The sequence below is a fragment of the Methylocystis sp. Uni0008 genome, from assembly GCF_056838045.1.
Genome location: NZ_CM166370.1, coordinates 3724554 through 3745832, shown reverse-complemented (window position 1 = coordinate 3745832; position 21279 = coordinate 3724554). Strand labels below are relative to the sequence as shown.

At 64.9% G+C, this 21279-nt stretch carries 19 protein-coding genes; 4 read left to right on the top strand and 15 right to left on the bottom strand.

Annotation, left to right across the window (positions count from 1 at the left end; genetic code table 11):
* Position 1 precedes the first annotated feature (1 nt).
* Positions 2–1264: a tyrosine--tRNA ligase gene (gene tyrS, locus AC0X69_RS18540; protein ID WP_482613444.1), complete on the top strand. Its 1263-nt coding sequence runs from the start codon at positions 2–4 to the stop codon at positions 1262–1264.
* A 21-nt stretch (positions 1265–1285) separates the two neighbouring features.
* On the opposite strand, the gene AC0X69_RS18535 is transcribed toward tyrS, so the two are convergent.
* On the bottom strand, positions 1286–4801 hold the full coding sequence (locus AC0X69_RS18535; protein ID WP_482609622.1) for an AsmA-like C-terminal region-containing protein: 3516 nt from the start codon (positions 4799–4801) through the stop codon (positions 1286–1288).
* Positions 4802–4926: 125 nt separating this feature from the next.
* Here AC0X69_RS18535 and AC0X69_RS18530 point away from each other — a divergent pair, with 125 nt between their 5' ends.
* Complete coding sequence (locus AC0X69_RS18530) at positions 4927–5433, top strand: peroxiredoxin (RefSeq protein ID WP_482609620.1); 507 nt, start codon at positions 4927–4929, stop codon at positions 5431–5433.
* Positions 5434–5454: 21 nt separating this feature from the next.
* Here AC0X69_RS18530 and AC0X69_RS18525 read toward each other — a convergent pair whose 3' ends face one another.
* Positions 5455–6447 (bottom strand): tetratricopeptide repeat protein, encoded by a 993-nt coding sequence (locus AC0X69_RS18525; RefSeq protein WP_482609618.1) that lies wholly within the window; start codon positions 6445–6447, stop codon positions 5455–5457.
* Positions 6448–6750: 303 nt separating this feature from the next.
* Between AC0X69_RS18525 and rnd the strand changes: the two genes are divergently transcribed.
* Both rnd and AC0X69_RS18515 read left to right on the top strand, forming a co-directional pair.
* The gene (rnd, locus tag AC0X69_RS18520) at positions 6751–7923 is read left to right on the top strand and encodes a ribonuclease D (RefSeq protein WP_482609616.1); all 1173 of its coding nucleotides are present in this window, start codon (positions 6751–6753) and stop codon (positions 7921–7923) included.
* Positions 7924–8175: 252 nt separating this feature from the next.
* A complete protein-coding gene (locus AC0X69_RS18515; RefSeq protein WP_482609614.1) occupies positions 8176–8562 on the top strand; it encodes a hypothetical protein in 387 nt (128 codons plus the stop codon).
* Positions 8563–8601: 39 nt separating this feature from the next.
* On the opposite strand, the gene AC0X69_RS18510 is transcribed toward AC0X69_RS18515, so the two are convergent.
* From AC0X69_RS18510 to AC0X69_RS18450, 13 genes are all read right to left on the bottom strand, one after another.
* Positions 8602–9645, bottom strand: a complete 1044-nt coding sequence (locus tag AC0X69_RS18510; RefSeq protein WP_482609612.1) for a linear amide C-N hydrolase — start codon at positions 9643–9645, stop codon at positions 8602–8604.
* Between the two features lie 47 nt (positions 9646–9692).
* Positions 9693–11219: an exopolyphosphatase gene (gene ppx, locus AC0X69_RS18505; protein WP_482609610.1), complete on the bottom strand. Its 1527-nt coding sequence runs from the start codon at positions 11217–11219 to the stop codon at positions 9693–9695.
* Positions 11212–13443, bottom strand: a complete 2232-nt coding sequence (locus AC0X69_RS18500; protein WP_482609608.1) for an RNA degradosome polyphosphate kinase — start codon at positions 13441–13443, stop codon at positions 11212–11214. Before AC0X69_RS18500 ends, ppx begins: the two co-directional genes overlap by 8 nt.
* Before the next feature lie 62 nt (positions 13444–13505).
* Positions 13506–14207, bottom strand: coding sequence for a P-loop NTPase family protein (locus AC0X69_RS18495; protein WP_482609606.1), 702 nt, complete (start codon positions 14205–14207; stop codon positions 13506–13508).
* Positions 14204–15421, bottom strand: coding sequence for an AI-2E family transporter (locus AC0X69_RS18490; protein ID WP_482609604.1), 1218 nt, complete (start codon positions 15419–15421; stop codon positions 14204–14206). Before AC0X69_RS18490 ends, AC0X69_RS18495 begins: the two co-directional genes overlap by 4 nt.
* 1 nt (position 15422) lies before the next feature.
* Positions 15423–15971 carry a CDP-alcohol phosphatidyltransferase family protein gene (locus AC0X69_RS18485; protein WP_482609602.1) on the bottom strand — a complete coding sequence of 183 codons (549 nt, stop codon included), beginning with the start codon at positions 15969–15971 and terminating at the stop codon, positions 15423–15425.
* Complete coding sequence (locus tag AC0X69_RS18480; RefSeq protein WP_482609600.1) at positions 15968–16801, bottom strand: ABC transporter permease; 834 nt, start codon at positions 16799–16801, stop codon at positions 15968–15970. The genes AC0X69_RS18485 and AC0X69_RS18480 overlap by 4 nt, the downstream gene beginning before the upstream one ends.
* Positions 16798–17715 carry an ABC transporter permease gene (locus tag AC0X69_RS18475; protein ID WP_482609598.1) on the bottom strand — a complete coding sequence of 306 codons (918 nt, stop codon included), beginning with the start codon at positions 17713–17715 and terminating at the stop codon, positions 16798–16800. The genes AC0X69_RS18480 and AC0X69_RS18475 overlap by 4 nt, the downstream gene beginning before the upstream one ends.
* 189 nt (positions 17716–17904) lie before the next feature.
* Entirely contained in the window at positions 17905–18957 is a 1053-nt protein-coding gene (locus tag AC0X69_RS18470) for an ABC transporter ATP-binding protein (protein WP_482609596.1), read from the bottom strand.
* Positions 18954–19691 carry a class I SAM-dependent methyltransferase gene (locus AC0X69_RS18465; RefSeq protein ID WP_482609594.1) on the bottom strand — a complete coding sequence of 246 codons (738 nt, stop codon included), beginning with the start codon at positions 19689–19691 and terminating at the stop codon, positions 18954–18956. The genes AC0X69_RS18470 and AC0X69_RS18465 overlap by 4 nt, the downstream gene beginning before the upstream one ends.
* Positions 19658–20137 carry a DNA polymerase III subunit chi gene (locus AC0X69_RS18460; protein WP_482609592.1) on the bottom strand — a complete coding sequence of 160 codons (480 nt, stop codon included), beginning with the start codon at positions 20135–20137 and terminating at the stop codon, positions 19658–19660. Before AC0X69_RS18460 ends, AC0X69_RS18465 begins: the two co-directional genes overlap by 34 nt.
* Before the next feature lie 79 nt (positions 20138–20216).
* Positions 20217–20522 (bottom strand): BON domain-containing protein, encoded by a 306-nt coding sequence (locus AC0X69_RS18455; RefSeq protein ID WP_482609590.1) that lies wholly within the window; start codon positions 20520–20522, stop codon positions 20217–20219.
* Between the two features lie 59 nt (positions 20523–20581).
* Complete coding sequence (locus tag AC0X69_RS18450; RefSeq protein ID WP_482609588.1) at positions 20582–20977, bottom strand: DUF4383 domain-containing protein; 396 nt, start codon at positions 20975–20977, stop codon at positions 20582–20584.
* Positions 20978–21279: the final 302 nt, after the last annotated feature.

Here is a 21279-nt window from a genome sequence, read left to right as displayed (position 1 = left end):
CATGACCGCCGATTTTTCCCCGAAGTCCGATTTCCTGCGCGCGCTGATCGAGCGCGGCTTCGTCCATCAATGCTCCGACTTCGCTGGCCTCGACGAGAAGGCGCTCTCGGGCGCGCTTTCCGCCTACATCGGCTTCGACTGCACGGCGCCCTCGCTGCACGTCGGTTCGCTGCTGCCGATCATGATGCTCGCCTGGCTGCAGCGCGCCGGCGGCAAGCCGTTGCCCCTCATGGGCGGCGGCACGACGCGGGTCGGCGATCCTTCCGGCAAGGACGAAAGCCGCAGGCTGTTGAGCGTCGAGCAGATCGACGCGAACAAGGCGTCGATCCGGACCGTCTTCGAACGCTTCCTTGCTTTCGGCGACGGCCCGACCGACGCGCGGATGCTCGACAACGCCGACTGGCTCGTCGGGCTGAACTACATCGACTTCCTGCGCGACGTCGGCCGCCACTTCTCCGTCAACCGCATGCTGACGATGGATTCGGTGAAACTGCGGCTCGAACGCGAGCATGAACTCTCCTTCATCGAGTTCAACTACATGTGCCTGCAGGCCTATGATTTCGTCGAGATCAACAGGCGCTACGGCGCGCTGCTGCAGATGGGCGGCTCCGACCAGTGGGGCAACATCGTCACCGGGCTCGACCTCGGACGGCGCATGGGCTGCCCGCAGCTCTACGCGCTCACCTCGCCGCTTCTGACCACGGCGTCGGGCGCCAAGATGGGCAAGACCGCAGCCGGCGCCATCTGGCTCAACGCCGACATGCTGTCGCCCTATGACTACTGGCAGTATTGGCGCAACACGGAAGACGCCGACGTCGCGCGCTTCCTGAAGCTCTTCACCTTCCTGCCGATGGACGAGATCGCGCGGCTTGCGGCGCTGCAGGGCGCCGAGATCAACGAAGCGAAGAAGACTCTGGCGAGCGAAGCGACGGCGCTCATTCACGGCCGCGCCGCGGCCGAGCAGGCCGCCGAAACGGCGCGCACGACCTTCGAGGAAGGCGCGCTTGCGCTATCGCTCCCAAAGGTCGCCGTCTCCGCCGAGGAAGTCGCCGCCGGCCTCGGCGTGCTCACGGCCTTCGTCAAAGCGGGACTGGTCGCCTCGACCGGCGAAGCGCGACGCCAGATCAAGGGCGGCGGACTGCGCGTCAACGACGCGCCGGTGACGGATGAGCGCGGAATCATCGGCGCGCGCGAGTTCGAAGGCGAAGGCGTCGTCAAACTTTCGCTCGGCAAGAAGAAGCACGTGCTGCTCGAGCGCGCCTGACGCGGCGCGCTTCGACGAACGCTACCGCTCTTGCGGCATACGCGCCGTGCCGTCGATAACGCCCATCATCTTGCGCATTAGGCCCGGCGCGATCGCCGACAGCGGATTGACGTTGATCGAGGGCGACGGGAGCGCGCCATAGAGCCGATAGCTGAGCGCGAATATGCCCTCATGCTGCCCGCCCGCCAGCACGGCGCCGACCACCGGAATGTTGGACACAAGGCTGTTCAACGCATAGGCGGGAACATATGAGCCGACGAGGTCGAGCCGCTCGCGCGGAAAGTCGATATAGCCGTCGAAGGTGAGGCCGATCTCGGGACCAGACAGCACGCCCTCGCGCACGGTCAGCTGCCCGCCCGACCAGCTGAAGTCGCTCTCCAATCTGCCGACCCGAACGAGGTCGGGGTCGAAGCGGTAGTTGCCGCGGTCGTCGGTCCGCGCCGTTCCGCTCTGCGCCATCAGCTGACGCACGGTCGGTTCGCCGCGCAAGTAGAAATCGCGAACGCGCAAGGCGCCGTCGGCCCTGTTCTGGCCGAGCTGCACCGTCGCCGTCAGCGCGCCGCTGTCCATCTTCCGATAGATGTCGAAGAAGGAGAGCAGCGAGCCGCCGTCGTTGGTGACGATCTCCAGTTGCGGCTGGCTGTCCTGGCCGCGTCCCATGCTCACGTTCAGCTGTTCGCGGCCGAAGAAGCCCTTGAGCGCCACGGCGCGGGGCTTGCCGCCGCGCCTGTCCAATTTCAATTCGACGTTTGAAAGAATTTGCTTGTTATGGCCGGTGACGATCGGCGACTTGAAATCGAGGTCGAGGTCTTCGACGCTCGGCTTGGCGCCGCCGCGATCGGCGCGCAGCAGTCCCTGCATGACCGGCCGAGCGTCGAAATTAGCGCCGCGCGCGACGATCTTCACCGTCTCGCCATTGCGCTGCACGTCGACGCGCATATCGTCGCCCGGCGAGAGTCGCGCCTGCGCCAGACGCGCTGCGCGAAAGGCGCCGTCGCGGCCGAATTCGATGACGCCCTGCGCCTGTGCGGGCCCCGCCTCGAACACGAATTGTTCGAGCGCCATCGCCTCGCCCCGATGCACTAGCGTGAATGAGGCTCTTCCAGGCTTTCCCGCCGGCTTTGAGAGTCCGGGCAGCGGATTGTCGAAATTCGTTCGCGAGAGATCGAGATCGATCTGCGTATCGACATTCTCGACCGGGATGGGCGTTCGTATGGTCGCCAGGATCGGTCCGCTGACTCCAGCGACGGCGTAGCCGGCGCGCTGGCGCGCCGCATCGTCGAAGGTAAAGGCGACCTGCGCCTGCGCGGCGCCCTTGTCGCCAAAGCCGCGGCGCACGTCGAGGGTCGCCGGCGCGCCGAAGATGCGGCCGGTTCCGCTCACGCGCAATCCCGCCCGATCGGCGACGACGCGCAGCGCCCCGCCCTCGAGCTTCTCCTTGCCGATTAGCTTGTCGATGACGACGTTCGACGTCGTCGCGTCAACGGCGAAAGTCGTCGCCTCGTCGCGCGCCGTCGCGCCCGTCTCGAAATCGACGCGCAGCCGGCCTTCCAGGGTTCCCTTCAGCGTGCCCGGCTCGACGGGAACGGATGCATGCTCGGCGATCGCCGGCAGTGAAAGCAGATCGGATACGGCTTCGACGTCTCCTCCGACGTCGATCTCGACCATGGCGGGCGTCGGGCGCAACGCGCTGTCGGCAACGACGAAGCGGCCGGATGACAGCGCGAGGCGTCGGCCGGGTCCAGTCTCCATGACGCCTGAGTTCGCGACGAAAGACGCGGTCTGTCCGGTGATGCGCAGGCGCCCGTTGATGCCGGCGAGCGGCGCCATGCCCTGCAAAATATCTGTGACGGTGGCGTCAGCGATGTCCGCCTCGGCGATGAGCGAGCGGTCCGGCGGCGCCTGCTCGTAACGCATCGCGGTCAACGCCGCGCCGTCGAAATTGGCGGCGTAGCGGCCGCGCCTCAGAACGCCGACCGGCACGTGGTCGACGAACCAGGCGCGCACCGACGGCGCCACATGGGTCGGCCACAGGCGCGAGAGCGCACGTATCTGCGTCTCTTCGATTCCCATCTTGAGCGTGACATGGATGTCGTCGCGCCAGCTCAATGCGCCATTGAGGTCGATATGCGCCTCGGGGCCGCTGAAGGCGAATTTGTCGAAGACGATCTGGCGGTCGCCCTGAAACATGCGCGCGTTGAGCAGGCCGGTATCGATGCGGACGTTCTTCTCGTCCGCGCGCTCGGGCGCGACCACGGTCGGCGCTTTCAGGCGCAACGCGATCGTCCAAGGGCCGTCGAGGCGCGCGGCGTCGGCGATGGTTGTGGTCCCGGCGGGCGCGCGCGCATCGCCGACGATGGTCATGTCGAAACCGCCCGCCTTGAACACCAGCGGCGAGATGACGACCTTGCGCGCGCTTCTGTCCCAGGTCGCAATGCCGGCGACCTTTTCGATCAGCACCGGCTCGTGGTCCGGTTCGTCAAAGCGGAAATAGCCCCGGCCAATCTCCATCTGGCCCGACGCTTCGAGAACCTCGTCGCCGGGACCAAGCGCAAATCTCAGATCAAAGGAGAGCGGCGCGTCGGAGTCGAAGCCGCTCGTGCGGAATCCGCCGGCAAGGGAAATTTCGTCGATCGAAAAATCACGAAACTGCGCGTGGAATTCGCGCCGGCCGCCCGGCGCGCCCTTTGCGATCGCGATGGCCGTCCATCGCCCCGACGGACCGTTGGCCGCCGCCGAAAAACGCATGCCGCTGCCGCCCTTGTCGAGACTGAGCGTCACGTCCTCGTAGCGGATGGCCCGGTCGATCGTGCGGTCTTCGATCGTCAGCCGGCCGTGCGCGACGCCGAGGCGATCAAGCGCGCCGATCGGACTGTTCGGGCTCGTGGCGAAATCCATGAGCGCGCGCAGCGCGCCCGCGGCGTCGCGCAGCAGAGTCGCGCGCTCCGTCGCTGCGCCGCTCGGCGCTGGCGCCGAAAGCGCGGGATGCGACGGGGGCTGCGCCGGAACCGGGCTCGCGCCCGCTGAAATCTCGACGCCGCCGTCCGGATTTACGGAGAGCCGCAAATCAAGGTCCAGAACCTCGAGCCGGCGCAGCTTTACGCGGCCGATCAACAAGGAGCGCAAATCGAGCGACAGTTCCGCGCGTGGCGCGGCGACAATCGGACGGCCATCCTGCTTGATGACGAAGTCGTCGACGGAGAGCGTCGGACCATGATCGCCATTGCCGATGGACGCCGTGGCGAGCGAAAACTCGTAGCGACCGCCGGCGAGTTCATCGAGCGATTCGACGATGCGTGGCGCGAGCCAGGCGAAGGTGATCGAGCCCTGCGAGAGAAGCAGGAAGAAGCCGCCGAACGTCAGCACGCAAAGCAGCGCTGCGGCAAGCCCGCTGAGCATGATGAGGCGAGGAAATCCGCGGCGGGGCGCCCAAACAGACGGCGGTCGCGTGACGCGCAAGATCCGCAGCATCGCGCGCCGCGCCATGTCGGCGACGACTCCGCCGCCGTCAGGCTTGCGCCCCATCCTGTCGGTCAAATGGCCTCGCTCTTGGCTCAATGGCAGCTCAGGCGCGGGCAAATGGGCGTCGGTCTTGCCGGCTGGCGCGCAGTCTGCATTCTACCGGCTGATTTTAGCTGCAGATGCGACGAAAGGAAGGCGCCATGAGCACGACCGCCAGCAAGACAAAGGCTACACTTAAGGAGGGGGAGTTAAAGGAAGGAGAACTGGCGCCCGCCTTCAATCTTCCCGGGGCTGGCGGCGAGAACGTCTCGCTCGAATCTTTGAAGGGCAAGAAGGTCGTCCTCTATTTCTACCCGAAGGACGACACCTCGGGCTGCACTAAAGAAGCAATTGACTTCAATGAGTTACGCGAAAAGTTCGCGAAAGCCAAGACGGTGGTCGTCGGCATGTCGCCGGACCCCGTCAAGAGCCATGACAAGTTCCGCGCCAAATATCAGCTGTCGCTGCCGCTGGCGTCGGACGAAGCGAAGGCCACGCTGGGAGCCTATGGCGTCTGGGTCGAGAAAAGCATGTATGGCCGCAAATATATGGGCGTCGAGCGCACCACGGTGCTGATCGGCGCTGACGGGCGCATCGCCATGATCTGGCGCAAAGTGAAGGTTCCCGGACATGCCGAGGAGGTGCTGGCGGCGGCCAAGGCGCTCTGACGCGCCTCTCCGCCGCAGATATTAGTTGTGGTCGTGCTCGGGCTCGGCAGGCGCGGCGTCGGCCGGCGCCGTGGCGCCTGAAGCCTTTTTCGCGATGAGCTTGGCCATATCGTCCGAGCCCTTCTTGGCGGCGGCGAAATCCGGCTTCGCCGCCAGCGCCGCGTCATAGTCGGCCTTGGCGCGAACGAAGTCCTTCTTCGCGCGCCAGGCGTTGGCGCGGTTCGCCAGGGCGCCGACGTATTTGCCGTCAATCTTCAGCGCTGCGTCGAAGTCGGCGATCGCCTTGTCGAACTCGCCCTTGGCGTAGTAGCAGGCGCCGCGTCCGTTGCGGGCCGCCGCGAGCTTGGGATCGCGCTTCGCCGCCTCTGAAAACGCCGTGATGGCGCGGTCGTGATCCCCCTTGGCGTGGTAAAGTGCGCCGGCTGCGACATGCGCCGCCGTCGATTTTGTGTCGGCTTTCGCCGCATCGTCGAAATCGCCGAGAGCTTTCTCGACGTCGCCTTTGGCGCGCCAGATCTGGGCCCGCGCCATAAGAGCGGCGGCGTTCTTCTTGTCGGCGGCGATCGCCTGGTCATAATCTGCAAGCGCGCGATCGAGATCGCCCTTGGCGTGGTGCGCGGCGCCGCGCGCGGCGAGGATCACCGATGACTGGGGTTCGATCTCGAGCGCCTTGCCGAAATCCTCCAAGGCATGCGCGTAGTCTCCCTTGATCTGATACGCGCCGGCGCGATTCACATAAGCCGCGACTTTGTTGTGCGCGGTCTCCTTGTCGATTTCATTGATGACCTGCGTGCATCCCGCGATCCGCGCATCGGGATCCGGCGCGCGGCACTGGCCCCAAGCGGGGCTGACGCCGCCTTTATGGGCGGCCAGGGCCGGCGCGCCGATGGCGATCAGGAGTGAGGCGGCGAAAAAAGTCGCCGGAAACCGCGCCCGCGCGGCCGCGCGCGCAGCGAGTCTGAGACGCTCATGCATGAGTTGGACGTGGCTCCCCGAATAGAGTGGCGGCGGCATGCTATCCCATCGCGCCTCGCCCGCAACGTGGAAATGTCGAAAATTCAAGCTTGCGCTTTTCTTCCGCGATGGCGTCGCGCGCCTTTCCGCCTGGAAGAGATTGGTCCCCGCGGCTCCGCTTGCGCCCGGCCGCAGCCCCGCGTGGCGCCCGTCCCGCAATTTTAGCTGAAGGCGGTCATAGCGTTAGCCGCCTGCCGAGGAGGCGGCCGCGTCGGCCTTTGAGGCCGCCAAGCGGCCATAGAAACGCCGCAGACGCGCCTTTGGGCTTCAGACTGAGATCAAAAACGTTTAGAACCAAATCAAATGAGTCTTCTCACCACCAATGCCGACCTGAGCGCGGTCTGCGACCGTTTCGCCCAGCACCCTTTCGTCACGGTCGACACCGAGTTCTTGCGCGAGACGACCTTCTGGCCGCGGGTCTGCGTCATTCAGCTCGCCTCGCCGGAAGAGGCGGTGGCGATCGACGCGCTTGCCGACGACCTTGATCTCACGCCCTTTTTTGGGCTCATGGCGAATCCTGACGTGGTCAAGGTGTTCCATGCCGCGCGTCAGGACCTCGAAATCATCTGGCGCCTCGCCCGGCTTATCCCCGCGCCGCTGTTCGACACGCAGGTCGCGGCCATGGTCTGCGGCTTTGGCGAGCAGGCCTCCTATCTCGAGCTGGTGAAGGCGATCACGCGCGCCAGTCTCGACAAATCGTCGCGTTTCACCGACTGGTCGCGCCGGCCGCTGTCGGCCGCGCAGATCGAATACGCGATCGCCGACGTCACCCATCTGCGCGACATCTACACCGCCTTGCGGGCGCGGCTCGAACGTTCCAACCGCCTCGAATGGCTCGCGGACGAGATGCAGACGCTCACCTCTCCCGCGACCTATGAGCAGCATCCCGAAAACGCCTGGGAGCGGCTGCGCCATCGCGCGCGCAAACCGCGCGATCTCGCCGTGCTCATGGAGCTCGCCGCCTGGCGCGAACTCGAGGCGCAATCGCGCGACGTGCCGCGTTCGCGCGTTCTCAAGGACGACGTGCTCCTCGAAATCGCTCAAGCCGCGCCGCGCTCGGTCGAAGCGCTCGGCAATTTGCGCTCCTTTCCGAAAGGCATGGAGCGCTCCCGCGCGGGAGCGGACATTATCGCCGCCGTCGAGCGCGGCGTCGCGCGCGATCCCGTCACGATACCGCGCATCGAGCGCGATCGACGCAATTCCAACGGCGCGACCGTCGAGTTGCTTAAAGTCTTGCTGCGTCAGGTGGCCGAAGAGACGGGCGTCGCCGCCAAGATGATCGCGACGGTCGAAGATCTCGAAGCCGTCGCGCACGACGATCATGCCGACGTTCCGGCGCTCAAGGGCTGGCGGCGCGCGATCTTCGGCGAGAAGGCGCTGGAATTGAAGCGCGGCCGACTCGCGCTCGCAGTTGAAAACGGCCGGGTGGTGACCTTCGACTGGCAGGAGGCGGGCGAGCCTGCAAACGCAGAGTGAGACCGCCGAGTTGATGCTGCGCCGCACATGGGCGCAGCCGCGCATCCTGTCGCCAGCCGCGCATTGACTGATATTTGGGCGCCAGAGATATCCTAGGGAATTCATAAACTTAGCTTCGGCGCCTGATCATCTTTCGCATCGCGATATTGTCGTGGTGCAACGCAATAACCAACTTCCAGTCCGAGTGGGGCCAGTTTCGCTGCCGCGGTCGCGCGCCAAGCCGGCCCTGCTTCGAAGATGGAAGGAAAAGACATGACCACAGGAAAGCGAATTGTCGCGGCGGCGTTCGGAGCGCTGTGCCTTGCAACAAGCTCTGGCCTGTTCGCCGCCGACGCCTCCGTGACGATGAAGCCACTCATGGCGGCGAGCTTTGACGCCGGGTCGAAGCATGTCGTGAGCTATTTCGTCAGCGGCGAGAACGGCTGCCGTCTCACCATGATGGTCATCGATTCCGCGCTCGACGAGGAGCCGACGCCCGCGACACAGGCGACGCGTCTCGTCGTCCCCGTGGCGGACGGAAAATCCGCCTTGTTCGACTCCGCCGTCGGCACGTCCCTGCGGTTCAACTGCGCCGCCGGCGCGGCGACCATGCGCGTCGACAAGATCAATCGAGTCGCCGCGCGGCCTGCAGCTGAATAGTTTCGGAACGGCGGCGCGCCTTGCAGGGCGCGCCGCGATTCAGTGCGAGAGAAATTTGAAGGGTTCGGCGGGAGCGAATTTGTCCGAGACCTCGCCGGAAAGAATCGGGTTTCCGGCAAGGTCGAGTTTCGCGGGCTTTGCGCCCGGTTCGAGCTTCAGCTTCGTGAGGTCCACCCAAAAGATCGCCGGATTTAGAGTCGGCTCGAAATAGTAGAGCCGATCCTTGATGTCGGTCACCGAACGCCATCTCGTCGAGGCGATGTTGGGCTCCTGCGGATCGGAGATCCCCAGCGGCACCGAGATGTTGCGGATGATGGAAAAGACGCTGGCGATCGCCACGCGCTTGTCGTCGACCTTCGGCGTCGCGTTCAAGTTCCAATAGGCGCGGGCGAAGCGATCGGACGCCCGATGCGTGCCGGGAAGGAATTTCGACCCGCCGATCTCGATCCAATAAGTGTTCAGCGCAAGCTGCTGATCGAAAGGCGGCGAATTCGTCATCACCGTGTATTTGGGATTGTGATGGATGACGAGCTTTCCGCCGAGATATTCGAGAATCGCGCTGTCGCCCGACGCGTCGGCAAGCGCCATATGACTCGCCGCTTTGACGCCGCCCGGAAGATCGGGCGCAACGATCGCGAATGGCTCCTTCTGCAGAGCCTTCACCGCATCGGCGACGGTCGCGTAATTGTCGAGGACATATTGCGCCCAGCCGCCAACCGAAAGCAGCGGCTTTCTTGACGCTTTCGGGTCGCCGTAATCCGCCTCGGCGAGATAGAGAAGATTAACGGCGAGCCCCGCGTCATTCATGCCTTCAGCGGTAGCCGCATCGTAAAAATCGGCGATCAGCGACCCGTATTTCGATGTCCATTTGATCGAACCGGGACCAACGCCGCCGTCGCGCGCCATGCCGCGCGGAAAAGACCAGAGGTTCGTTCGCGGATCGACGTCCCAGTCCATGGTGCGGCCGATCACGTAGTCTTTGTCGGCAGTCCCATAAAGCACGCGCGTGCAAGCTGCGGCGCTCGTAAAGGTCGATGCGTGCAAGGCGCCCGCGAGAAGCCAGATCGCCAATTGCTTTTTCATCTCGAAATTCCTTTCAGGGATCGAAATCCAAACATCGAACCGCCGCGTCAGGACGCGATTTCGATCTGCGCGTCGACGCCCATCAGCTTGCCGAGGGCCTTCAGACGATTGAGAACGCGCTCGCTCGCAAGATCGGCGTAAGAGGCAGGGAGCGTCAGCGTCGCGGCGCGATCGCAGACCCGCAGGCGCGTGCGCGGCAGAACGCCCGGCATCGACGCCGACAGCAGATAAGCCACCCGCATCAGCGCGCCGAGGATGCGCGCGCGCGCGAAAAGTCGGGTCGTCAGCAATGTGCGCAGCGCCGCGAGTCCTTCAGCCCCGTCGAGCCCTTCGTGACGAAAGACGATCGCCAGCGACAGGAAGGCGCGGCCTGGATGGTCGATGGCGACGAAGGGCCCTTGCGTGACGATGTTCATGGCGCGCTGCGCGCGATACTCCGGATGTGCGCGCCAGGCGATGTCTGAGAGCAGACAGGCGGCGTGGCGCAGCCGGCGCTCCTCTTCCGTTTCATCTATGCCGCTCTTGTCCATATAGGCGTCGGTCCAATCGATCAGGTCGTCGCCATACCCGGGCGCGCGCGCGAATGTCGTCTCCAGTTCGCGCGACGCGGAGAGCAATGGATCGATGCGCCGCTCCGCGGGCGCCAGGCGCTCGTACAACATGCCTTCGCGCACGCCGGCGGCGGAGATGACGATCTCGCGCGGCTTGGCGCGGCGGATGATTTCATCGAGCACGATGGCGCCATAGGCAAGCAGCGGCCGGCGCGCGGCCGACACAATGCTGATGTCCTCGAGAGCCTCGCTGTCGATGTGCTCGACGAGCGCGGCGAAGTCGGCGGCTTCGCTCGTCTGAATGCGATAATGATGCATCACGCCGAGCGGATAATTGCGCTGACGCATGTGAAGCTTCGCCAGCGATCGCCAGGTGCCGCCGACCGCATAAAAGGTGCGGCCCTTGAGATGCTCGAGCGGCTTCGCGTCGGCGATCGCCTTGCGGGCGATGCGCGTCGCATCGCGCATGGAGCGCCTCGAGGCGTCCATCAGGGCGAGTCCGCCGAGCGGCAGGGTGACGCCCTTGCCCAGCGCCTCCTTGCGAACGTCGATCAGTTCGAGCGAACCGCCGCCAAGATCGCCGACGACGCCGTCCGGCTCATGGATCGACGAAACGACGCCCTGCGCGGAAAGCTCCGCCTCGCGGCGCCCCGAGAGCAGGGAGATGTCGCGCTGGATGGCGTCGCGCGCGGCTTCCAGAAAGACCGTGCCGTTCTTGGCTTCGCGCACCGCGGCGGTGGCGATCACCTCGATGTCCTCGACGCCCATCGTTTCGCAAAGCGCGCGATAACGGCGCAACGCCTTCATCGCCTTGTCGACGCCATCGTCAGGCAGCCGGCCCGTGGTGACGACGCCCTTGCCGAGACCGCACATGGCCTTTTCGTTGAAGATCGGCGTCAGCGCCCGTGCGAGCGCCTGATAGGCGACGAGGCGCACGGAGTTCGAGCCGATGTCGACGATGGCCACGGGCTTTGGCGCGGAGTCGGCGCGCTGCGTCAGGCGACGACGCAGCGTCTCAAGCATTTTGGCCGCGCTTCAGAAGGGAGCGCGGCCGCCACTCCTTGAGCGACTTGCCACGGCCCGAAAGCGACGGATTCGTCATGAAATACTTATGTGCGTTGAATCGCTCCTCGCCCTCCGGCGGAACGATGCGCAGCGAGGAGCCGTCCGGCAGGACGCGATAGCTCTGCTCATTGTCGATCAGATTGGCCAGCATGATCTGATCGAGCACCTGCTGATGCACGGTTGGATTGACGATCGGCATCATCGCCTCAACCCTTCGATCGAGATTGCGCGGCATCAGATCGGCGGACGAGATGTAGACATGCGCGCGCGGATGCGGCAGCGCATGACCGCCGCCGAACGCGTAGACGCGCGCGTGTTCGAGGAAACGTCCGACGATCGACTTCACGCGGATATTGTCGGACAGGCCTGGAACGCCAGGCCGCAGGCAGCAAATGCCGCGAACAATGAGCTCAATGGACACGCCCGCTTGCGAAGCGGCGTATAAGGCGTCGATGATTTCCGGATCGACGAGCGCATTGCATTTGCCCCAGATGACGCCGGGCTTGCCGGCCTTCACGAAGGCGATTTCCTGCTCGATATGTTCGAGGAGTTTCTTCTTGAGCGAAATCGGCGAGACCGCCATCCGCTCCAGTCCGGCAGGCTCGGCGTAGCCGGTGATGTAATTGAAGATGCGCGAAACGTCGCGTCCGATCACCGGATCGGCGGTGAAGACGGAGATGTCCGTGTAGATGCGCGCGGTCACCGGGTGATAATTGCCGGTGCCGACGTGGCAATAGGTGACGAGACCCGAGCCTTCGCGGCGCACGACGAGCGACAGTTTCGCGTGCGTCTTGAGCTCAATAAAGCCGAAGACCACCTGCGCGCCGGCGCGCTCGAGATCGCGCGCCCAGCGAATATTCGCCTCTTCGTCGAAGCGCGCCTTCAACTCCACGAGCGCGGTGACGGATTTTCCCGCCTCCGCCGCCTCCACAAGCGCGCGCACGATCGGGCTGTTGTTGGAGGTGCGATAGAGCGTCTGCTTGATGGCGATGACGTTGGGATCGCGCGCCGCCTGTTGCAAGAACTGCACCACGACGTCGAAAGATTCATAGGGGTGATGGACGGCGAGGTCCTTCTGCTTGATGGCGAGGAAACAGTCGCCGCCATTGTCGCGCACCCGCTCGGGGAAGCGTGGATTATACGGCTTGAATTTCAGATCCGGCCGATCGAGGTCGACGAGTTCGGAGAGATCGTTGAGGGCGAGCATGCCGTCGATCTCGAACGTCTCCGGCTCGTTGACGTCGAGCTCCTCGGCGACGAGCGCGCGCAAGGTCGCCGGCATGTCGGCCGCGACTTCGAGCCGAATGACCGAACCGCGCCGGCGCCGTTTCAGCGCGGTCTCAAAAAGAAGCACGAGATCTTCGGCTTCTTCCTCGACTTCGAGGTCGCTGTCGCGGATGACTCTGAAGAGCCCCTGCCCGCGCAGCAGATAGCCCGGAAAAAGCCGCTGCGCGTTCATGGCGATCAGCGTTTCAAGCAGCATGAAGCGTTCGCGGGTGGCGCCGCCCGTCGTCGGCAAACGCACGAAGCGTTCGATCTTCGGCGGCAGGCGGACGAGCGCCTGCAGCGTCTTGCGGTCGCCGGGCCGCACGAGTTCGAGCGCCAGCGTGAAGCCGAGATTGGGGATGAAAGGAAACGGATGCGCCGGATCGACGGCGAGCGGCGTCAGCACGGGGAAGACGCGGCTGAGGAAATAATCCTCCAGCCACTCGCGGTCAGCCTTGGAGACGTCAGCGGGCTCGACGATGACGATGCCCACTTCTTCAATCTCGGCGCGCAGCTCGCGCCAGCGCCGCAACTGCTCGCTCGTTAAGAGCGTGACGCGCTCGGTGATCTTCGTCAGCTGCTCGGCGGGCGTCAGGCCGTCTTCGGAGCGCGCCGTCACGCCGGAGCGCACCTGCCCGCGCAGTCCGGCGACGCGCACCATGAAGAACTCGTCGAGATTGTTGGCCGAGATCGACAGAAACCGCAGCTGCTCGAGCAGCGGGTGATTGCGGTTGGAGGCCTCCTCCAGCACCCGGCGATTGAACTCGAGCCAGGACAATTCGCGGTTGATGAAGCGCTGCGGCGACGCCGCAAGCTTGGCGGGATCCTCGACAAGGATCTCGTCGGCGCGATCCATGACTTCGATATCGGCGCCGGTGCGCTCGGCCGCCAGCTGATCCTGAATGTGCGGTTTCATTGCCATTTTTCCACTCATGGCCATCATGCCACAGGCCCGGGCGACGGCGAAAGCCTTGGGGCCTAATCCCTCGTAAAGCTCTCCATAACCTTGGCCGCCAGCGCTCGTGTGACAGGCCGCCCCTGGGCCAGCGCCTCGCGGTCGAGAGCGGCGACGAAGGCGCGCGCCGCGTCGAGCGAGCGCTCCAGCCTCACCGCGGCGAAAGTCAGAGCCGGAGGCTCGACGAGCAGTTGCCGGTCCGTGAACAGTTTCACCAGCACGGCGCGCATCAACTCCTCGTCCGGGGCGCCGATCGCGACGGCCGGCGCGCGGCGCAGACGCGACAGCAGGTCGGGAAGCCGAACCTCCTCCGGCCGCGGCGCGCGCGCCGCGCTCATCAGCAGGAAGGCGCCGCTTTCATTGACGAAATTCAGCAGATGAAACAGCGCGGTTTCGTCGGCGACGCGATCGACGTCGTCGATGAGGATGGGGCGCGGCGCCTGCGCCGTGAGCTGTTCCAGGGTGGGCAGGGCGTCCGGCGCGACGATGAACGCGCCGGCGCGCGCCGCCCAAATGGCGCAAAGATGGCTTTTGCCGGCGCCCGCCGGTCCGATCAGCGTCAGCACGCGGTCGGTCCAGTCCGGCCAGCGCTCGATCATCTCCAGCGCCGCCAGATTCGACGGGGCGGGGAGAAATTCCTCCCGCCCGAAACGCGGCGTCGTGGGCAGGTCGAGCGGCAGCTGCCCGTCCGACTTGCATTGCTCCGGCGCGCCCGCCTTAGTCATGCGCGGTCCGGGATCGGATGCTGATAGAGCGCGCTCGCGCGGTAGCGTTTCGCCAGGAAGCGCATGAAGGCGCCGAGCGCCGCCGCGACGGGCACGGCGACGATGAGCCCGGTAAATCCGAACAGCGCGCCGAAGGCGAGCAAGGCGAACATGATCCACACCGGATGCAGGCCGACCGAGGCGCCGACCAGACGCGGCGACAGCACATAGCCGTCCATGATCAGTCCGGTCGTCACGATCGCCACCGCCTCAATCGGCAGATTGATGTGCGGCCAGCCCTGAACGACCGCGACGATGATCGAGAGGACGAAAGCGGTGATGGAGCCCACATAGGGAACAAAGCTCAGGAAACCCGCAGTGACGCCGATCAGGAAGCCAAAATTGAGGCCGATCGCCGAAAGCCCCACCGCATACCAGACGCCGAGAAACAGGCAGACAAGCGACTGCCCGCGCACGAAGCCCGCGAGCGCGCGGTCGATGTCGCGCGCCAGCGAGCGCACGTCATCGCGATGTCGCGGCGGAATCAGATCGTCGATGATCGAGACCATGTGATCCCAGTCGAGCAGCATATAGAAGGCGACGACCGGCGTGATGACGATGAGCGAGATCACGTTGATCAGCGCATAGCCCCGCCACAACAACGACTTCACGAAGTCGCCGAGCAGTGTCGCGCCCTGACTGGTCAGATCATTGATGTATTTTTGCGCATCGAAGGAGGCGGCGGCGCCGCCGAGACCGAATTCCTGCAGCCAGCTGTTGATGGAATCGCTGGTGAAGCGCTCGCTTAACTGCGTGAGCAACCCATGCAGCGTCTGAAGATAGCCGGGCAGCATGGTGATGAAGCTCGCCAGCTGGTGCGAGAGGATCGGCACTAGAAAGACAGCCGCGGTTCCGACGACCAGAAGAAAGACGACAAGCAGAAGCCCCGCCGCGCCAAGCCGTGACAGGCCGAGCCGCTGCAGCCGGTCCGCTATCGGGTCGAGGAGATAGCCAAGCGCAGTGCCCGCAACGAAGGGCGCGAGCACCGGGCTTAGGAAATAAAGCGCAAGTCCCAGCGCCAGAAGCGTCAAGCCCCAGAGCGTCAGCTGCCTTTCCGGGCTCAACCCCGCCCATTGCAGCTGCCGCATCTCGGCGTCAGCGTCCGCTTGGAGAGGCGACGGCATGACCACCGGCTGCGCAGTATCGGAGCCGAGCGACGGTTTTCTCTGCGACATGTCACAGCCTCATATGCTGGACCCAGAGCCACAGATAGACGCAGGCGGAAGCGACGGTCAATGCGGCGACGGCGGCGATGAGCGTTACGTTTAACAAGGGAATATGAACGCCGTACGCCTGCGCGGCCAGAATGACGCCCGCGAGCACCAGTTGGGCGGCGGTAGTCGCCTTCGAAGAAAAGTGTGGATGCACCTTCATCGGCCGGCCCATCAGCCAGGAGAGCGACACCGCCCCGGTGATCATGACGTCGCGAAACACCACCATGATGGCGAGCCACGCCGGCAGCGCGTCGACAATGGCGAGCGTGATGAACATCGAAACGATCAGCGCCTTGTCGGCGATGGGATCCAGAATCGCGCCGAGCTCGGATTGAAGGTGGTAGGTCCGGGCCAGCCAGCCGTCGAGCGCGTCCGACACGCCGGCGACGGCGAACAGCACGAAGGCCGCGCTCCACTGGCGCTCGACGATCAGGGAGATCGCCGCCGGCGTCAGCACGATACGGCCGATGGTGATGAAATTCGGGAGGGAAGCAAACCAGCTGGGCGTCATGAGAACTTATGTGGCGCGAGCGCCGCGGTTTTCACTATCGGACCGTTGCGCCGAGCGCGCCAGTAGGAAACAAGCGCCGCAAGTCCAAGCGTTCCTGCGACGAGCGCAAGAAGCAGCGTCGAGATGGCGTTGATCTGCGGGGAGACGCCGAGACGCACTTGAGAATAGATGCGCATCGGCAACGTCGTCGCGCCGGGACCTGTCGCAAAACTCGCGATGACGAGATCGTCGAGAGAAAGGGTGAACGCCAGCAGATAGGCGGTGACGATGGCCGGCGCGATCTGCGGCAGCGCGACGCGGACGAACGCTCCGAACGGCGTCGCGCCGAGATCCATGGCGGCTTCCTCGAGCGCCGGATCGCAGTCGCGCAGCGCCGCGAGAATGGCGACGGTGGTAAAGCACATCGTCAGCGTGACATGGCCGATGACCAGAGTGGCGAATCCTCTGCCAACGCCGAGCGCCACGAAACAAGTGAGCAGGGCGAGGCCGAGCACGACTTCAGGCAGAACCAGCGGCGCGTGCACGGCGCCGAAAAACAGCAGACGCGTGCGAAAGCCGCCGAAGCGCGCGAGCGCCGTGGCGGCGAGCAGGCCCAGCAGAGTCGCGATCGAGGCGGACGTCAGCGCGGCGAAGAGGCTGATTTTCGCGGAGTGCAAAAGCTGCTCGTTCTCGATCAGCGCCGCATACCATTTCGTCGAAAACCCGCCCCAGACGGAAACGAGCCGCGAAGCGTTGAAACTCATGACGGCAAGGATGACGATCGGCGCGTAAAGGAAGACGAAGCCGATGAAGAGCGTCGTGCGACGCGCCCAGGCGGCCGCCCCGCTCATCGGGCCTCCCCCTCTTCCTTAAGCCGCGCTAACTCCCAGAGCAGCAGCGGAACCATCAGCAAAATGACGAGCGTGATCGCCGCGGCGGAAGCCGCCGGCCAGTCGTGATTGGAGAAGAAATCGTTCCACAAGGTGCGCCCGATCATCAGCGTCTCGGAGCCGCCGAGAAGATCGGGAATGACGAATTCGCCGACTGCGGGGATGAACACGAGAAGCGCGCCTGCAACGACGCCTTCGCGCGAAAGCGGCAAGGTCACGCGCAGAAACACTTGCGCCGGCGATGCGCCGAGATCCGCGGCCGCTTCGCGAAGCCGAGGATCCTGGCGCTCCAGCGCCGCGTAGAGCGGCAGCAGCATGAAGGGCAGATATGAGTAAACGATGCCGACGACGACGGCGCCCGGGGTTGCGAACATCTGCAGAGGCGCGGAAATCACGCCGATCGCCATCAGCGCGTTGTTGATCAGCCCCTCGTCCTTCAAGAGCGCGATCCAGGCGTAAACGCGGATGAGAAAGCTCGTCCAGAACGGCGCGGCGGCGAAGCCGATGAGAATCGGACGCAGCCGCTCCGGCGCGCGCGCCATGGCGAGCGCGAACGGATAGGCGACAAACAGCGTAATGAGCGTGGAGACGGCGGCGATCGTGAGCGAAGAAAGATAGGATTCGATGTAAAGCGTATCGCCGAAGAGCGCGCGATAGGACTCGAGCGTGAAGGTCTGCGCCCGCGCCCAGATTCCGGCGATGCCGTCGGACAATTCGAAAATCGGCCGATAGGGCGGACGCGCCAGCACCGACTGCGAGATCGAAATTTTCGCGACGAGCAGCATCGGCGCGAGGAAAAAGGCGCCGATCCAGAGGTAAGGCGCCGCGATGACGAGCCGTTGGCCCAGCGTAAGTTTCCGCCGACGCGCGCTCATCGCGCATCCCCGCCATGCGCGGGGCGCCGCGCATCCTCATCCGGAGGAGCGCCTGAAAGGCGCGTCGCGAAGAAGGAGGGCGCCGCCGCTCTCGCGAGCGGATTTCCTCGTGCTTCGCGACGGCCGCTTTGCGGCCTCCTCAGGATGAGGAAATCCGCGTTGCGCTGCGCTCCTGTTCCGGCTGTCACCCTACGTCTCCTCCGCGAGAAGCGTTCCGGCGTCGGGCGGAAAGCTGAGCTTCACCTGATCGCCGATCGCGTGGCGTTCGCCATGGCCAGCCGCCGCGCGCAGCACGACATTCTCCGAGACGCGCACGCGCAACAGCGTCGTTTCGCCGCGAAACACGAAGTTCTCGACGCGGCCTGCGATCCCCTCCCCCTCGCGCGCGACGCCGATGCGCTCCGGGCGCACGCTGAGAGTCGCGCGCGCGCCATTCTGAAGGTCGCAAGGATCACAGGGAATGCGTCCGAACTCGGCGATCAGCGCCGGCTCGCCGTTCCGTTCGAGGCGCCCCTCGATGAAATTCGTCTCGCCAACGAATCCGGCGACGAAGCGCGTCGCCGGGCGATCGTAAATCTCCATCGGCCCGGCGACCTGCTCCACTCTGCCTGCGCGCATCACCGCGACGCGGTCGGCGAGCGCCAGCGCCTCGTCCTGATCATGGGTGACGATGACAAAGCTCGTCTGCGTCAGCCGCTGAATCTCCTTCAGCCGAAACTGAGTCTCTTCGCGCAATTTGCGATCCAGCGCGCCGAGCGGCTCGTCAAGCAGCAGCAGCTGCGGACGCGGCGCAAGAGCGCGCGCAAGCGCGACGCGCTGCTTCTGGCCCCCAGACAATTCGTCAATTCTTCGATGACCGAAATCAGAAAGCTGAGTCATCGCGAGCAGTTCGCCAACGCGCGCATGAATGGCGTCTTTGGTTTCGCCCTTGCGTCGTAAACCAAAGGCAATGTTCTCGAAGACGTTGAGATGAGGAAACAGCGCATAGGACTGAAACATCATGTTCACCGGGCGCCGGTGGGGCGGCACGCCGGAGAGATCGACGCCGTTCAACGTGATCGTTCCAGTATCCGGAGACTCAAAGCCCGCGATGCAGCGCATCAGCGTGGTCTTGCCGCAGCCCGAAGGCCCGAGCAGCGCGAAGAATTCGCCGGCGCCGACGTGAAGCGATATGTTTTCGAGAGCGACGACGGCGCCGAATGTCTTGCTGACGTTGCTAATCGACAGCAGCGGCGCGTTCACGCCTCGGCCTCGTCGCGGCGAAACTCGGCGCGCCAGTGTCGCGACATGAGATCGCCGCTTGCGGGAATGTCTTCGAGCGAAACCAGCCGAAGACCGTCAACGGCCAGCGCCTCGATGTCTTTGCGCGCCAGCGGCCACGGCGGCCCGCCAAGCTCCTCCCCGTCGTCGCGCGCCCGCGAAATGATGAGGAGCGTTCCGCCCGGCGCAACGAAAGACGCGAGGGCGCGCGCCGCGTCCGGGAGAAGCGCTTCCGGCAGCGCCTGCAGCGTATAGAGCTCGTGGACGAGATCGAAAGCGCCGCGCCACTCGCTTGGCGGATTGAACAGGTCGGCGACCTGGTAGTCGACCTCGCTCTGCGGGAAGCGCTCACGGGCCCATTGAACCGCGCGCTCGACGAGATCGAAGGCGGTGACGCGCGCGCCCGCGCGGGCGAGCGCTTCGGCGTTGTCGCCAAGCCCGCAGCCGACATCGAGCGCGCGACGCCCCCCCATGGCATGCGCGGCGAGCCACTCTTCGAGCAGCGGACGCGGCTCGAAGTGCGCCCAGGGAACGGCGGCCGGATCATCCTCGGCGAGCGCATAGACCGCTTCAAACCAGTCGCGGCGCTTGGGATCGGCCTCGATGCCCCCGTCGCGCTTATGCGGATCGAGCGAGTCGAGCCTTTCGCGCGCCCTGGCGCGCCGCTCGGCGAAATCACTCCCTATGATTTCGGTTCGCGCGCCTTCTCTTCCCATCCGCCGCCCTCGCTTTGCTGGTGATAGACGAGGCTATAGCCCAGGTCGCGCAGTTCTTTCCATTGCGCGCGCGCGTCGGCAAGCTCGGCCTCGTCGCGCCCGTCGAACAGCAGCGCGGCCCGCTCGCGCGGCGCGCCAGAACCCGCGAGCGCGGGGGCGATGCGCGCGCCCTCGACGAAGAACCGCACGGCTGCGTCGTTGGGATTGTCGTCGTCACAAGTGAGATAGATCGGCTGTGACTGCGGCGCGCCATCCGCCTTCGCGCCATGCGGCAGAAAGCTCTCCGGACGATAGGACCAGAGATCCGCGTCGAGCCGCCGAAGGCGCGCTTCGCTCGCCGCCTGCACGACGGCGCGCCAGCCGCGCGCGAGGGTGCGCTCGAGGAGCGTGGGCAGCGTCTGCTCGACCGTTGCGCGGGTCAGATGGTAGAAGGCGATCTCAGGCATGGCGTCGGGGCGGTGGACCTCAACGCCCTATGCCGAAACTCGCGACCGCCCGCAAGCGCCACGCCACGTCTACAGCGCGTCAGCCCGGCGTCCAGGAGGGCGGATCGCTCGCGGGGAAGGACTCGACCCCGGCCTGATAGACGTCGTCCTTCGGCGCCTCCCAGACGCCGCCGATCGTCAGTTCGTTCCTGATTTTGATGAGGGAAGAAGCGGTAGAGGCGGCGTATTCCGCCTCCATCCACTCATTCGCCGAGGCGACGGAGCCCTTGAGCACGACTTTGTCGCCCTCGATTTCGATGGAGATAGCCTTGGGGTCGGCCACCTCGCACTTGTCGAGGGCCTCGCGGACCGCTGACCGAAGCCACACTGTCTCTAAACCAGTCATTGCAGCCTCGGCCCAGTGCGCCGCCGCAGCCCCGGCGGCCGCGGCGTACGCCTCTCCCGTTACATATGGGCCGTCGTCACCGAACGTTCCACAGGCTTCGTGAAGCCGATGGCGAGCAGGAGGACCGCGATCGCCGCATGCAGCCAGTGGTCGGCCATGTTCATGGCGATAAGGCCGCCAAGCTCGGCGACGTTCGGGGCGATGAAGCCGAAGATGGCGATCGCCGTATAGACGATGGCCAGCGCCCGGATCATCAGGACCGGGACGCCGAAGTAGGGGCTGACGAGCAAGAGCGCGCCGCTGATCAGGTGGACGAAGTTATGCGCGGCGTTCACGTGGAAGAAGCCGTCCTCGTAGACGAGAGGGTTCGGGATGAAGCCGAGCAGGCCGACGGCGACGAACACGACGCCGAGAATGGTCGCGATGAAGTCCGCGTTCCATCGTGTCTCAATCATGATGCGTTCCTTTCAGTCCAGGACCAACTGAACTGACCATCAGATTGGGCGCCACGAAATGATTTCCATTAAAAATGCGCAAGAATACTTGAATGCAAAGCTATAGCGACGCCTTTGTACAAGGCTCTCATGAAGTTACTCGCTAGGCGCAAACCAATGCTTGGCGATCTACGCTACAGGCAGGCTTGCTCTAGGCAGAAAAAGAATTGCATGCAAGATACCGTCAGCTCGCCTTGCCAAGACTCATTTGAGCGGCGCTGGATGCAACGCCGCCTTAATGTGAGGGGCGGCGTCTATACTTC

Coding starts and splice junctions, on each gene's coding strand:
- tyrS (WP_482613444.1), top strand. CDS start 2: ATGACCGCCGATTTTTCCCCGAAGTCCGATTTCCTGCGCGCGCTGATC.
- AC0X69_RS18530 (WP_482609620.1), top strand. CDS start 4,927: ATGAGCACGACCGCCAGCAAGACAAAGGCTACACTTAAGGAGGGGGAG.
- AC0X69_RS18525 (WP_482609618.1), bottom strand. CDS start 6,447: ATGCCGCCGCCACTCTATTCGGGGAGCCACGTCCAACTCATGCATGAG.
- rnd (WP_482609616.1), top strand. CDS start 6,751: ATGAGTCTTCTCACCACCAATGCCGACCTGAGCGCGGTCTGCGACCGT.
- AC0X69_RS18515 (WP_482609614.1), top strand. CDS start 8,176: ATGACCACAGGAAAGCGAATTGTCGCGGCGGCGTTCGGAGCGCTGTGC.
- AC0X69_RS18510 (WP_482609612.1), bottom strand. CDS start 9,645: ATGAAAAAGCAATTGGCGATCTGGCTTCTCGCGGGCGCCTTGCACGCA.
- ppx (WP_482609610.1), bottom strand. CDS start 11,219: ATGCTTGAGACGCTGCGTCGTCGCCTGACGCAGCGCGCCGACTCCGCG.
- AC0X69_RS18500 (WP_482609608.1), bottom strand. CDS start 13,443: ATGAAACCGCACATTCAGGATCAGCTGGCGGCCGAGCGCACCGGCGCC.
- AC0X69_RS18495 (WP_482609606.1), bottom strand. CDS start 14,207: ATGACTAAGGCGGGCGCGCCGGAGCAATGCAAGTCGGACGGGCAGCTG.
- AC0X69_RS18490 (WP_482609604.1), bottom strand. CDS start 15,421: ATGTCGCAGAGAAAACCGTCGCTCGGCTCCGATACTGCGCAGCCGGTG.
- AC0X69_RS18485 (WP_482609602.1), bottom strand. CDS start 15,971: ATGACGCCCAGCTGGTTTGCTTCCCTCCCGAATTTCATCACCATCGGC.
- AC0X69_RS18480 (WP_482609600.1), bottom strand. CDS start 16,801: ATGAGCGGGGCGGCCGCCTGGGCGCGTCGCACGACGCTCTTCATCGGC.
- AC0X69_RS18475 (WP_482609598.1), bottom strand. CDS start 17,715: ATGAGCGCGCGTCGGCGGAAACTTACGCTGGGCCAACGGCTCGTCATC.
- AC0X69_RS18465 (WP_482609594.1), bottom strand. CDS start 19,691: ATGGGAAGAGAAGGCGCGCGAACCGAAATCATAGGGAGTGATTTCGCC.
- AC0X69_RS18460 (WP_482609592.1), bottom strand. CDS start 20,137: ATGCCTGAGATCGCCTTCTACCATCTGACCCGCGCAACGGTCGAGCAG.
- AC0X69_RS18455 (WP_482609590.1), bottom strand. CDS start 20,522: ATGACTGGTTTAGAGACAGTGTGGCTTCGGTCAGCGGTCCGCGAGGCC.
- AC0X69_RS18450 (WP_482609588.1), bottom strand. CDS start 20,977: ATGATTGAGACACGATGGAACGCGGACTTCATCGCGACCATTCTCGGC.